The sequence below is a fragment of the Paraburkholderia sp. 31.1 genome (genome assembly GCF_014397645.1).
Lineage (GTDB): Bacteria > Pseudomonadota > Gammaproteobacteria > Burkholderiales > Burkholderiaceae > Paraburkholderia > Paraburkholderia tuberum.
In genome coordinates, this window is the sequence record NZ_VZQN01000012.1 from 167,516 (window position 1) to 180,677 (window position 13,162).

9 protein-coding genes are annotated in these 13,162 nt (G+C 68.1%); 6 read left to right on the forward strand and 3 right to left on the reverse strand.

The window, feature by feature from the left end; translation table 11 throughout:
* The first annotated feature begins 5 nt into the window (after window positions 1-5).
* From cobG to cobJ, 4 genes are read left to right on the forward strand one after another with little or no spacing between them, the layout of a single operon-like run.
* Window positions 6-1,445, forward strand: a complete 1,440-nt coding sequence (gene cobG / locus F6X37_RS11870; RefSeq protein ID WP_187611424.1) for a precorrin-3B synthase — start codon at window positions 6-8, stop codon at window positions 1,443-1,445.
* Window positions 1,438-2,064: a precorrin-8X methylmutase gene (locus F6X37_RS11875; protein WP_187611425.1), complete on the forward strand. Its 627-nt coding sequence runs from the start codon at window positions 1,438-1,440 to the stop codon at window positions 2,062-2,064. The genes cobG and F6X37_RS11875 overlap by 8 nt, the downstream gene beginning before the upstream one ends.
* Window positions 2,065-2,808 (forward strand): precorrin-2 C(20)-methyltransferase, encoded by a 744-nt coding sequence (locus F6X37_RS11880; RefSeq protein ID WP_187611426.1) that lies wholly within the window; start codon window positions 2,065-2,067, stop codon window positions 2,806-2,808.
* A complete protein-coding gene (gene cobJ, locus F6X37_RS11885) occupies window positions 2,805-4,559 on the forward strand; it encodes a precorrin-3B C(17)-methyltransferase (protein WP_187611436.1) in 1,755 nt (584 codons plus the stop codon). The genes F6X37_RS11880 and cobJ overlap by 4 nt, the downstream gene beginning before the upstream one ends.
* 34 nt (window positions 4,560-4,593) lie before the next feature.
* On the opposite strand, the gene F6X37_RS11890 is transcribed toward cobJ, so the two are convergent.
* Entirely contained in the window at window positions 4,594-7,215 is a 2,622-nt protein-coding gene (locus F6X37_RS11890; protein WP_187611427.1) for an AAA family ATPase, read from the reverse strand.
* Window positions 7,212-8,417, reverse strand: coding sequence for an exonuclease SbcCD subunit D (locus tag F6X37_RS11895; RefSeq protein WP_184047103.1), 1,206 nt, complete (start codon window positions 8,415-8,417; stop codon window positions 7,212-7,214). Before F6X37_RS11895 ends, F6X37_RS11890 begins: the two co-directional genes overlap by 4 nt.
* 207 nt (window positions 8,418-8,624) lie before the next feature.
* Between F6X37_RS11895 and F6X37_RS11900 the strand changes: the two genes are divergently transcribed.
* Both F6X37_RS11900 and F6X37_RS11905 read left to right on the forward strand, forming a co-directional pair.
* Entirely contained in the window at window positions 8,625-9,905 is a 1,281-nt protein-coding gene (locus F6X37_RS11900; RefSeq protein WP_187611428.1) for a DUF445 domain-containing protein, read from the forward strand.
* A gap of 141 nt (window positions 9,906-10,046) precedes the next feature.
* The gene (locus F6X37_RS11905; RefSeq protein ID WP_187611429.1) at window positions 10,047-12,026 is read left to right on the forward strand and encodes an AI-2E family transporter; all 1,980 of its coding nucleotides are present in this window, start codon (window positions 10,047-10,049) and stop codon (window positions 12,024-12,026) included.
* A 64-nt stretch (window positions 12,027-12,090) separates the two neighbouring features.
* Here the strand turns inward: F6X37_RS11905 and F6X37_RS11910 are convergent, their stop codons facing one another.
* The gene (locus tag F6X37_RS11910; RefSeq protein ID WP_187611430.1) at window positions 12,091-12,996 is read right to left on the reverse strand and encodes a LysR family transcriptional regulator; all 906 of its coding nucleotides are present in this window, start codon (window positions 12,994-12,996) and stop codon (window positions 12,091-12,093) included.
* Between the last annotated feature and the right edge of the window lie 166 nt (window positions 12,997-13,162).

Sequence of the window (13,162 nt, forward strand, 5' to 3'; positions counted from 1 at the left end):
CAGCCATGCCGTCGCGCGACGCTAAACCCGGTGCCCCTTTGAATCGAGCTTCGCCTCCCACCGTTTCGTCCCACGCGGTCACGACACCGCGGTCCCCGGCATGTCCGGGGTTGCTGCGCATCGTCCCCGCGCGCGACGGCGGCATCTGCCGCATCAAACTGCCCGGCGGCGTGCTGAGCGCGGCGCAGGCACGCGCGATCGCCGATGCCAGCACGCGGCACGCGAACGGCGTCGCCGAGCTGACCAATCGCGCGAATCTGCAACTGCGCGGCGTGCGTAACGGACACGAAGCGGCGTTGAGCGCGGCGCTGATCGGCGCGGGGCTTGGACCGGCCGGCGCGCTCAGTTCCGCCGACGACGTCCGCAACGTGATGATCAGCCCCGCCGCCGGCCGCGATCCGCACGCGCTGATCGACACGACGCCGCTGTGCGGAGAACTGCTGACGCTGCTGCAAGGCGATGCGCGCTTGGTAGCGTTGTCGCCGAAATTCGCGCTGCTGCTCGACGGCGGCGAACAGCTTGCGCGGGTCGATCATCCGCATGACGTGTGGCTCGCGGCGTCGGCTGACGAAGAAGGCGTGCGCTTCGTGTTCGGCCTCGCGGGGTGCCCGGCTCCGGCAGGCGAGAACTCGAACCCGCGCGACCATCGCGATTCCAACGGCACGGGCGCGCTCGCGGCGGTGCCGGCGTCGCGCGTGCCCGCGCTCCTGCGCGCGTTGCTGCACACGTTCCTCGACCTCGCCGCAGCCGACGCGACCCGCATGCGCGACCTGCTCGCCACGCATTGCGCCGACGCGCTCCTGCGGCACGCGCAGCGCTACGTCGATTTCCCGCTCGCGCGCGACGCATCGCTGAGCCACTGGCAACGACACATCGCCGCCGACCCATCGCTGCGGCTCGGCGCGCACGCGCAGCGCGGCGATGGCAGCTCGCATGTCGGCGGCCATCCACCGCTCGGCCGGATCGATGCGGCCACGCTGCGCGCCCTGGCTGCGCTCGCGCAAAAACACGGCAACGGCAGGTTGCACGCGACGCCATGGCAAAGCGTGCTGCTGCCCGACATCGCGACGACGGCGGTGCCCGCCGTGCTCGCGAAGCTGATCGCACTCGGTCTCGCGTGCGATCCCGCGCAGGCCATCACGCACGTGATCGCCTGCACCGGTTCGGCCGGCTGCGCGAAGGGCCTCGCCGACACCAAGACCGACGCGCTACAACTCGCCGAGCGCTTACCCGCCGGCGTCGACGTGCATCTGACCGGCTGTCCGCGCTCCTGCGCGGCCGCCCATCGCGCGCCCTACACGCTGCTCGCCGCCGCGCCCGGCCTCTACGACCTTTATCGACGCGACGGCCGCCCCGGCTTCGGCCAATGCGTCGCGCCCCAACTGACGATCGACGAGGCCGCCGCGCTGCTCGCGCGCCTCGCCCGGAGTACTCCACATGCTTGATTACATTCGCGACGGTCAGGAGATCTATCGCCAATCGTTCGCGACGATCCGCGCGGAGGCCGACCTCGCGCGCATCCCCGCCGACCTCGAAAAGCTCGCGGTGCGCGTGATCCACGCGTGCGGCATGGTCGACGTGATCGACGACCTCGCGTTCTGCGACGGCGCCGGCAGCGCGGGCCGCCGCGCGCTCGCGCAAGGCGCGCCGATCCTGTGCGATGCGGGCATGGTCGCGCAAGGCATCACGCGCGCGCGGCTGGCCGCGAACAACGAAGTGATCTGCACGCTCACGCACCCGGACGTGCCCGCGCTCGCGCGCGAAATCGGCAACACGCGCTCGGCCGCCGCGCTCGAATTGTGGCGCCCGCATCTGGCGGGCAGCGTCGTCGTGATCGGCAATGCGCCGACCGCGCTGTTTCATCTGCTCGACATGCTCGATGCCGGCGCGCAGAAGCCGGCGCTGATTCTCGGCTTTCCGGTCGGCTTCGTCGGCGCGGCGGAATCCAAAGCTGCACTCGCGCAAAACAGCCGCGGCGTCCCCTATGTGGTCGTGCACGGACGGCGCGGCGGCAGCGCGATGGCCGCCGCCGCGGTCAACGCGCTTGCGACGGAGGTCGAATAAATGGCGAGCCAGCTAACGAGTCGCGGACGGCTGTACGGCATCGGCGTCGGTCCCGGTGACCCGGAATTGCTGACGTTGAAGGCGCTGCGGCTGCTCAAAGCGGCGCCGGTGGTCGCGTATTTCGTCGCGAAGGGCAAGAAGGGCAACGCGTTCGGCATCATCGAGGCGCATCTGCACGACGCGCAGCAGCATCTGCCGCTCGTCTATCCGGTCACCACCGAAGCACTCGAACCGCCGCTGTCGTACGAAGCGATCATCGCGGACTTCTATGACACCGCCGCCGACATCGTCGCGGGCCATCTCGACGCGGGCCGCGACGTCGCGGTGATCTGCGAAGGCGATCCGTTCTTCTATGGCTCGTACATGTATCTGCACGACCGGCTCGCGGCGCGCTACGACAGTGAGGTAGTGCCCGGCGTGTGCTCGATGCTCGGCGGCGCGGCGGTGCTCGGCACGCCGCTCGTCTATCGCAACCAAAGCTTGTCGGTGCTGTCGGGCGTGCTGCCCGAAGATGAACTGCGCCGCCGTCTGGCCGACGCCGACGCGGCGGTCATCATGAAACTCGGCCGCAATTTCGACAAGGTACGGCGCGTGCTCGACGAACTCGGACTCGCGCAGCGCGCGCTGTACGTCGAACGCGCGACGATGCGAAATCAGCGCATCGTGCCGCTCGCGGAAGTCGATCCGATGGCGTCGCCGTATTTCTCACTGCTGGTCGTGCCGGGGCAAAAATGGCAAGGATGAACGCGCCCGCCATCGTGATTCTCGGCACGGGCGCGCTTGCGACCGCGCGGCGGATTCAGGCGTCGTATGTCGAGCGTGGCGCGCATGCCGCGGCCGGCGTTGCCACGGACTGCCAGGTCCATGCGCTGCAGGGGCGCGTCGACGCCGACGTCTCGTACAGCGAACTCGGCGCGCATCTGCGCGAGCTGTATGCGCGCGGCACGCCGATCGTCGCGCTGTGCGCGGCCGGCATCGTGATTCGCTGCCTCGCGCCGCTGCTGTCGAACAAAGGCGCCGAGCCGCCGGTCCTCGCGGTCGCCGAGGACGGCAGCGCGGTCGTGCCGCTGCTCGGCGGCCTCGCGGGCGTCAACGTGATGGCGCGCGACATCGCCGCGGCGTTGGCCGCGCAGCCCGCGATCACGACGAGCGGCGAGCTGCGCTTCGGCACCTGCGTGCTCAATCCGCCCGATGGCTATGCGCTCGCCGACCTGGGTCAGGGCAAGCGCTTCGTGTCGGATCTGCTCGCGGGCGAAAGCACGCGCATCGAAGGCGACGCGCCGTGGCTCGACGACGCACCACTGCCGCGCTCGGCGTCGGCGCGTCTCGCGATTCGCGTGACGCCGCGCGCGTGGGATGGGCGTGAAGACGAGCTCGTGATTCATCCGCGCAGTGTGGTGGCGGCTGTCGCCAGCGACGATGCCGATGCCGCCGACGCGATCGTCGCGCGCGTGCGCGCTGCACTGAACGCGCAGGGTCTCGCGATGCTTTCGCTTGCGGCCTTGCTCGCGCCATCGACGAGCATGACCGACCCGGCGCTTGCGCAAGCGGCAAGGCTTCTCGAGGTGCCGCTGCGCTTCGCCGATGCCAGCGCCGAACCGGGCGAATCGAGTGCCGCAAGGTTGCTGCATACCGCGCTACGCGTCCCCCACGAAACGCTGCACGACGATGCGCACCCCAACGTCGCGCTCGCCCTCTCCCCGCTCGCCATCGACCCCGCGACGCTCGGCCGTGCCCGCGGCCGTCTGAGCGTGATCGGCCTCGGTCCCGGCCGGGCCGAGCTGATGGTCCCGGCCGCGCGCACCGCGTTGAACGAAGCGACCGACATCCTCGGCTACGACACCTACGTGAAAATGGCCGGCCCGCTGCGCGCCGGTCAGCGCGTGCACGGCACCGACAATCGCGAGGAAATGCAGCGCGCGCGGCACGCGTTCGAGCTCGCGAGCGAAGGCCGCTCGGTCGTGATGGTGTCCTCGGGCGACCCCGGCGTGTTCGCGATGGCGGCCGCCGTGCTCGAAACGCTCGAAGCTTCCCGGAACGACGCATGGGCGGCCGTCGAACTATCGATCGTGCCGGGCGTGTCGGCCGCGCTCGCGACCGCCGCGCAGGCCGGCGCGCCGCTCGGCCACGACTTCTGCATGCTGTCGCTGTCGGACAACCTGAAGCCGTGGACGATCATCGAAACCCGCCTGCGCCATGCGGCGCAAGCCGATCTCGTGATGGCGTTCTACAACCCGATTTCGCGCGCGCGTCCGTGGCAACTCGACAAGGCACTCGACATCGTGCGGGAGTATCGCGTGCCATCGACCCAGGTGGTGCTGGGTCGCGATATCGGCCGGCCCGGCGGCACGCTGTGCACGCTGACGCTCGGCGAGCTTCGCTCGGCCGATGTGGATATGCGCACGATGGTGATCGTCGGGTCGTCGCTGACGAGAAGATTCGCTTGCGGTCATCACGGCGCGCAGTGGGTGTACACGCCGCGGTGGTACGAGTAAGCGGACCGTACCGGGTGGTACCGGCCCGCCCCGCTCACGCCACCTTCAGATCCTGCACCGCCCGCTGCCTCACGCCCAGGTCGTCCCACAACTCCGGATGGCACGTGAACACCAGAATCTGATGCCGCGTCGCCGCGTCGATCAACGCGCGTTTGAGCGCGTCGCGGCGCGCGGCATCGGTGTGTACCGCGGCATCGTCGAGCATCAGCAGAGTCGGCCGGCCTGAGGCCTGCAAGAGATCCGCATACGCGAGCCGCGTCAGGATGCCGAGCTGTTCGCGCGTGCCGAAGCTGAGCGCATCGAGCAGTTCCGCGCGGCCGTCGCGATCGAGCATCGCCGGAATCAGATCGTCGCCGAGCGCGAGGCTCGACTGCGGAAAAAGCCGCTTCAGGTAGTGACCGACCCGCTCGGTCAACGGCGCACGCAGTTGGGCGAGCGCGGCGTCGCGTTCGTCGACCAGCACTTCGTCGAGCAGACTCAGCGCGCTCGCGCGCAGGCGCAGTTCGTCCTTGCGACGCGTGGCCTGCTCGACCTGGGCTTCGAGCGCGGCAAGCCGTTCGCCGAGGCCCGATGCGCCCATCGTTTCGAGCTGGCTACGCAGCTCCGCGATCCGAAGTTGACGCTCGTGCTGCTCGTTGCGCGCGAGGTCCGCCGATGCGCGATAGCGCTTCGCCTCCGCCACGGGGTCGTCCAGACGCGCCGCATCGAGTTCGCGCTCGCGCTCGCCGCGCTGGTTCTTCAGCGCATCGACCTTGACGCGTTGCTCGACGATATGCGCCTGCCACTGCGCGCGCTTGCGCCGAAACGCTTCGTCGTGCAGCTGCGCTTCTTTACGCTGCAACTGCGCCGTGAGCGAATCGGCCTTCGCAACGCCGCTGGATTGCGCGCCCGCCGCCTGTTCGAGCACCTTGCGCGCGGTCTCCAACGCGTCGCGCGCGATGTCGGCGTTGCGGCGCGCGTCGTCGAGCGGTGGCGCCGCGGACACGTCGGGCAGACTGGCAAGGCGCTCGCTCGACGCCTGCAAGCGCGCCGCCGTCGATGCCAGCGCCGCGCGCAACGCATCGATGCCTTGCGGCGCGTGCACCTCGAGAATCCTCGCCTGGCTCTTCTGTTGCGCGACCAGCGTTTTCCATTGCTCGTGACGCGCCTGCGCATCGCCCACCGACGCGACGCCGAGCGAGCGCAGCAACTGCGCGTGCTTCGCCTCGAGCGACGCCAGCTCCGACAACCGCGCGGACAGATCGGACACGCCCGGAATCACGCGCAATTCGCCGAGCTTGCCGAGACCGATGCGCTTTTCATCGTCGACATGCAGCACGCCCGTGCCGCTGATCGTCTGATCGCCGACGCTCAATTCGCCATTCAAGCTGTACTCGATGCGCGTCATCGCCGCTTCGGTCCGCGCGCGCAACACGGTCAGTTCGCCGTCGAGCGCGACGAGGCGCTTGAACTGCGCGTCGTCGAGTTCGAGCGCCGCCGCGTCTCGCGCGGCCTGCAACACCGCCGCGTTCGCCTTGTCCGCCTCGCCGATCGCCGCTTCGAGCCGCTGGCCCTCCGCCCGATAGAAATCGACCTGGCTGCGCAGATCGGCGGCGGTTACGGCCGCGTTCGCGAGTTCGAGCGCGCGGTTCGCCTCGGCCGATGCCTGCTCGAATTGCGCCACACGGCTTTGCGCCTGCGCATGCGCGGTTTGCGCGGCCGCGACCTCGACGCGCGCCGCGTCGAGCTGCTCGCGTTCGCGCGCGATGGCCGCCTCCAGTTCGAGCGCGCCCTGCTCCTGCTGCACCGACAACGCGAGTTCGGCCTCGCCGATCTTCAGCGACTGCGCGAGCCCTTCAAGACCGCGTTCGAGTTGTTCGACCGCCGCGGCACGTTGCTGCGCGAGCGCGGCCTTCTGCTCGTGAAGCTCCCACGGACGCCTGCGCTCGGCGTCGTCGAATGCCTGCTGTTGGGCGGCGAGGCGCGCGATGTTGTCGTCGAACTGCTGGCGCTGCTGTTGCAGCTCGTCGCGGCTCGCGATCAGCGAAGCGAGCTTCTGCTCCGCCTCGGCGAGCGGCCCGGTCGACTTCTGCGTGCGCGCGGTCAGCAGTTGCCGCAGCTCGCGCTGCACGGCCGCGATCAGCGCGTCCTCGCCGCCCGCTTCGCGGCCGCCCGACAGTTGCGTGAGCGCGTCGCGCAGATACTGCGCCGCGTGCCCGGTCGAATCGCGCATCTCCTGCGTGCCGCCTTGCTGCACCCACAACAGACCCGGCACGCCGGCGTTCTCGGCTTTCATCGGACCGCGCGCCGCGCGCGAGAAGCCGAGCAGCGCGGCGAGCTTGTCTTCGGCTTCGTCCTCGCTATACACGGCCTGGCCGATCCTCAGCTCGCAACGCTGACGCGACACGAACTGCTTCGACAGACGGCACGCCACACCATCGAGCTCGAAGCTGACCTCGACCGACGGCTGCCCGCTCGCGAGCCCCCACGGCAACAGGTCTTTCAGATGCGACGCCTTGTAGCGTTCGAGGAACACCGTGCGCACCGCCTCGGCAATCGTGCTTTTGCCGGCCTCGTTCGGGCCGATGAACAGATTGAGACCGGGCTGCAGATCGTCGATCACGATCTGCCCGCCGAACTGCCTGAATTCCTGAATCGCGATACGTTGCAGCTTCATGCGGGGGCTCCTTCACGCGGCGCTTCAGGTTGCTGCCGCTCGCGCGTCTGCGCGGGTGGTGCGGCCTGCGAATCGCGTTGCCGCTGGTCGCGCTGAAAACGCGCCAGCAGCAGCAACGCCTCGGCCGCGCGCCGCGCCTCTTGCGGATCGGCTTGCGCGTCTTCCTGCAGACCGCGCAGCCGCGCCACCACCTTCGCGAGATAGCCGCTTTGCGCGCCGAGTTCGGCGAGATCGTCGGCGGTCGGCAGCACGTGCAGACTGCCCAGATCGGCACGCAACGCGCGCACGCGCGCGCGCGCCTGTTCGACCGCGACATGCAGCGCCTCGGCATCGGCGAGCGCCGCGGTGCCGCCGACCTCGATGCGCAGCACGTCATTCGCGCCGAGTTCGGCGAGGCGGGTTTTCAATGCATCGACATCGGTCGGCACCGAAATCGTCTCGTCCCAGCGATGCCACCGGTATTGCCCGACCCGCACCGCGTCGACCTGCGGCACCGCGCCGGGATCGCTGACGGTAACGTCGAGCACGAAGCCCGGCTCGTTCGCGCGGAAACGGTCCTGCTCGTGCGTGCCCGCGTACCATGTGCGTTCGTCGACGCGCAGATGGCCGTGCCAGTCGCCGAGCGCCAGATAGTCGAGCCGCGCACTGGCGGCGCGCGTCGGCGCGATCGGATTCGACGAATCGATGCCGTCTTGCAGAATGCCGCCGACGCTGCCATGCGCGAGCCCCACGCGGTGATAGCCGGGCGGAGTATCGGTGGAATCGAAGAACGCGGTGGTGTCGTCGTAGGTGATGCGCTGCGTGAGCGGCGCGCACAGCAGCGCGCAACGGCACGCGTCGAGCAGCACGACGCCGGCTTCGAGCACGAGGCGCACGTTCGGCGGCACGCAATCGAGCCGCTGCGCGCGGGTCCACACGCTTTCGACGAGCGCCGCGTCGTGATTGCCCGGCAGCATGATCCACGCTCCGGAAAACGCTTGCAGCGCGGCGAACAAACGTCGGATCACGGTGTCCGACACCGTCTGCAGATCGAACACGTCGCCCGCGACGAGCACCGCGTCGACGTTGCGCGCGGCCGCTTCTTCGGCGATGCGGCGCACCGTGTCGAAGCGCGCCTGGGCGAGATGCGCGGCCTCGTCCGGTTCGAACTGACCGAATTGCGTGCCGATCTGCCAGTCCGCGGTGTGCAGAAACCTGATCACTATGCCTCCATTGCGATTGCGTTGCGTCCTCTTGCGTTGATTTCGCCGAGGAGCCCAATCGCGAATGTTACCTTGCCGAAGCGCCGGCGCGTATTGCGCGCGCGTATCCAGGCTGGACGCGCGCGCGGGCCGTACCGCATCATTGCAACCGAACCGGCTGAGCCCGCCGACTTTCCAGCCCCCGCCCGACACGATCAACCGCGCCCGATGGACAAGACCACCGAACTGAAGAAGGCCAAGCGCACGCCTTTACTGCTGCTGCTCGCGGCCGCCTGCGTTTTCGTCGTCGCCGCATTCCTGCCGCGCGGCCTGTGGGTCGACGGCATCAAGGCCGTCGCCGAGGCCGCGATGGTCGGCGCGCTCGCCGACTGGTTCGCGGTCGCGGCGCTGTTTCGCCGTGTGCCGATTCCGCTCGTGTCCGCGCACACCGCGATCATCCCGCGCAACAAGCACAAGATCGCCGACAACCTCGCGCACTTCGTGCAGGACAAGTTTCTCGATGTGCCGTCGCTGGTCGGTCTGATCCGCCGGCATGATCCGGCGCAGACCATCACCGCGTGGCTCGGCGAATCGGCCAACTCCGCGCGCCTCGGCGACTACGTGGTGCGGCTCACCGGCGGCATCCTCGACGTGGCCGACGACGCGCGCATTCAGAACTTCATCAGGGACGGGTTGCGCGACGTGCTCGCGAAGGTCGATCTGTCGCAATCGCTCGGCGCGATTCTCGACACGCTGACGCGCGACGGCCGCCATCAGGAACTGCTCGACACCGCGATCGATCAGGTGATCGCGGTGCTGCGCGAGGCGCCGGCGCGCGAATTCATTGCCGCGCGCATCGTCGATTGGGTGAAAAGCGAGTATCCGACGATGGAGAAGTTTCTGCCGTCGGTATGGCTCGGCGACAAGGGGGCGGAGGCGATCGCGAGCGCCGCGAACCGTATGCTCGAACAGATCGCGCAGAACCCCACGCACGAGCTGCGCGACAAGTTCGACCACGCGGTGCAGAAGCTGATCGTGCGGCTGAAGACCGATCCCGTGTTCCTGCAGCAAGGCGAAGCACTGAAGCGCTATCTGATCGAAGGCGAGGCTTTCGGCAGCTACGTGAAGGACATGTGGGGCGAGCTGCGCGCGTGGCTCAAGCGCGATCTGCAAAGCGCCGATTCGGCACTGCATGCGCGTGTCGCCGCGATGGGCGCGTGGGTCGGCCGCGAACTCGCGCGCGATCCAGCGCTGCGGCAATCGCTGAACGATCACCTCGAGGAAGCGGCGCGCGCGATGGCGCCGGACTTCGCGCGGTTCCTCACGCGCCATATCAGCGATACGGTGAAGAACTGGCCCGCGCACGAGATGTCGCACCAGGTCGAGATGAATATCGGCAAGGATCTGCAGTACATCCGCATCAATGGGACGATCGTCGGCGGATTTATCGGCTTGTTGCTGTATGTGAGTTCGCTGTTGCTGGAGATGCTGCGGGTGCATGTCGGCTGACGACTCGAGCGCATCGAGCGACTCAACGCGCAGCCACGCGTGAGCCCCTCCCGCCAAACCACCTACAATTCGGGCATCCGTCTTGCTGACGACCAGTGCTCCGCTCTGTCGTCAACGCGTCCCAACCGGAATTCTGCTTACATGAAAATATCGCTACCGCCGCCGCAGGGGCGGCCCAACCGCGTTTACCCGCCGGGCACGCCGGGCCTGCATGGCCTCGTGTCGCTGATCACCGGCGTGGTGGTCGTGTGCGGGCTGTACTTCGGGCGGGAGGTACTGATTCCGATCACGTTGTCGGTGCTGCTGAGCTTCCTGCTCGCGCCGCTCGTGCAGATGCTGCGGCGTCTGCACATGGGCCAGTTGCCGTCGATCTTCATCGCGGTGCTGTTCGCTCTCGCCTCGCTGCTCGCGATCGGCGCGCTGATCGGCGCGCAGCTCGTGCAGCTCGCGGACGCGCTTCCGCAGTACCAGGAAGCGATCGAGCAGAAGATCGAAACCGTGCAGGAAAAGACCGTGGGCCGCGCCGACGCCCTGATGAGCAGCGCTGCCAGCGCGCTGCAGCGCGTGGCGCCATCGCGCCCCGCGCCGCCGCGCCCGACCGGCCGGGCCGCGCGCAACGCGCCGCAGGTGCCGCAACAGGTCGAGGTGCACGAGCCCGCGCCGACGCCGGTGCAACTCGCGCAGCGCGCGCTGACGCCCGCCATCGCGCCGATCGAGACGACCTTCATCGTGCTCGTCGTGACCATCTTCATCCTGTTGCAGCGCGAGGATTTGCGCGACCGTCTGATCAGCCTGTTCGGTTCGCGCGACCTGCACCGCACGACTACCGCGATCAACGACGCCGCCGGGCGCCTGTCACGCTATTTCGTCGCGCAGCTCGGCGTGAATCTGAGCGCGGGCGGCATCATCGCGATCGGGCTCGCGATCATCGGCGTACCGGGGGCGTTGCTGTTCGGCGTGATCGCCGCGCTGCTGCGCTTCGTGCCGTACATCGGCATCTGGATCGCGGCGATCCTCGCATTCTTTCTCGCGGCCGCGATCCAGCCGCAATGGACGATGGCGGTCCTCACGCTGATCCTGTTCATCGTCGTCGACGTGGTCGCCGGGCAGATCGCCGAGCCGCTGCTGTACGGTCATCGCTCGGGCCTGTCGCCCCTCGCGGTGGTGGTCGCGGCGATTTTCTGGAGCTGGCTGTGGGGGCCGATCGGCCTCGTGCTGTCGACGCCGCTCACGCTGTGCGTCGTCACGCTCGGGCGCTACGCGGACCGGCTGAACTTCCTGACCGTGCTGCTCGGCGATCAGCCCGCGCTGACGCCCGCGCAGAACTTCTATCAGCGCCTGCTCGCCGACGATCCGCACGAGGCGATCGTGCAGGCCGAACGGCTGCTGCGCGAGATGTCGCTGATCGACTACTACGACAAGGTCGCGCTCGAAGGCCTGCGGCTCGCGCGCAACGACGCGCAGCGCGGCGTGCTGATGCCCGACCAGTTGCAGCGGATCAACGACGCGCTCGTCGATATCGTCGAGAACCTCGAGATCGCCGAAGGGCTGCGGGATTCGCTGTCGCCCGCCGAACCGGCGGACGCGGGTAACGCGCTGCTTGCCGGGACGCCGGACCTGGCGTCGCCGGGCGCGGGTGCCACGGAGCGATACCGCAGCGATCTGCTCACGCGCTCGCAACAGTCGGCCGGAGCGGGCAAGGCCGCGGTGTTGTGCGTGCCCGGCCGCGGCGCGTTCGACGAAGTGACGACCGCGATCGCTGTGCAACTGCTGAACCGCCAGGGCTTCGCGCCGCTGATGGCGACGCACTCGGGCTATCGCAGCGCACGCGCCGACGAGCCGAGCTTCAAGGACACGTCGATCATCTGCATCGTGTCGCTCGACGCGCCCGAGTCGCCGCTGTACCTGCGCAACATGCTGCGGCGCACGCGCGAATGGCGGCCACGCGCGACGCTGGTGGTCGGCGTCGGCGTCGGCGACGCGCCGGACGGCAGCGTCGAACTCGATGCGGGCGGAGAACTGCATGCGTCGCCGACGTTCCGCGCGATGATCGAGGCATGTCACGCGGCGACGGCTGGGCAGCCCATGCGGCAGCCGTCGCAGACGGCCAGCGCCGGCTGAGGCTGGGTGGGCTGACGCCGTGACCGCAGTGGTAAAAATCTGCGTCGTGATCGCCATTTGCCGGTCACTGCGCTCGACGCTGATAACCGCTCTTCAATGCGTCCACCACAAGCTCGACTGCCCGGGATGATTTGCGGCGACTTGGATAATAGACGTGATGTCCGACGAACGTGGGAAACCAGTCTTCCAGCACCCAATTCAAGCGCCCGGCCCGGACATGCACCTCGGCCAGGTCTTTGGGCACGTACGCGAGCCCAAACCCGCCAAGCGCTGCGTCCATCATCTGGTAGACACTATTGAAGGTGAGCTGCCCTTCGACCCGCACCTGCAGTTCTCGCCGCCCCTTCCGTAGCTCCCACGGCAGCAGTGAATCTCGCGTTGGCAATCGAAGATTGATGCAGTTGTGCAGCGTTAGATCCTGCGGCGTCTTCGCCGGTGCGGTCGATTGCAGGTAGCCTGGAGAGCCCACGATTGCCATCGTCATGTCAGGCGCGATTCGCACCGCGATCATGTCTTTGGCCACCTGGTCGCCTAGCCGCACGCCGATGTCGTACCGATCCGCAACGATGTCGGCTAACCCGTAGTCATTGAGCAATTCAATCTTCAGGTCCGGATACTGGCGCAGCAACGGTTGCAGACGCGGCCAAACGTACGAGTTTGCCGCGTAGTCGGTGGTCGTGATCCGGACCGTTCCGCCTGGGCGGCTCGTCATCGCGCGCAAAGAATCGACCTCCGCTTCGATTTCCTGAAAACGCGGTGCAATCGCCGCCAGTAGCCGTTCGCCTGCCTCCGTCAACGAGACACTCCGGGTAGTGCGCATCAGTAACTGAAGGCCCATCCGCTTTTCAAGGCCGGCAACCGTCCGGCTCAAGGCCGACTGCGAGACTCCCAGTTGCGCGGCCGCCCGCGTGAAGTTGCGCTCACGCGCGACGTTCATGAAGCCGACCAGATCGTTGAAATCCTCTTTCAATTAATGCTCCACAGCATAAGGGCATCCCGATATTGTGATCTAGGGAAACACTGATCAATAAGCTCGTCGCCGGCGTTGCCGACGAGTCAGCTTGCAATTATCAGAATGTCGAAGGAATTCGGTCGCAAGCGAGGCGGGGTTTGCCCGGATTCGGGGCCCCCTCCTC

Bases quoted from the DNA above. Each gene is read 5' to 3' on its own strand.
- cobG (WP_187611424.1), top strand. From the start codon at position 6: ATGCCGTCGCGCGACGCTAAACCCGGTGCCCCTTTGAATCGAGCTTCG.
- F6X37_RS11875 (WP_187611425.1), top strand. From the start codon at position 1,438: ATGCTTGATTACATTCGCGACGGTCAGGAGATCTATCGCCAATCGTTC.
- F6X37_RS11880 (WP_187611426.1), top strand. From the start codon at position 2,065: ATGGCGAGCCAGCTAACGAGTCGCGGACGGCTGTACGGCATCGGCGTC.
- cobJ (WP_187611436.1), top strand. From the start codon at position 2,805: ATGAACGCGCCCGCCATCGTGATTCTCGGCACGGGCGCGCTTGCGACC.
- F6X37_RS11890 (WP_187611427.1), bottom strand. From the start codon at position 7,215: ATGAAGCTGCAACGTATCGCGATTCAGGAATTCAGGCAGTTCGGCGGG.
- F6X37_RS11900 (WP_187611428.1), top strand. From the start codon at position 8,625: ATGGACAAGACCACCGAACTGAAGAAGGCCAAGCGCACGCCTTTACTG.
- F6X37_RS11905 (WP_187611429.1), top strand. From the start codon at position 10,047: ATGAAAATATCGCTACCGCCGCCGCAGGGGCGGCCCAACCGCGTTTAC.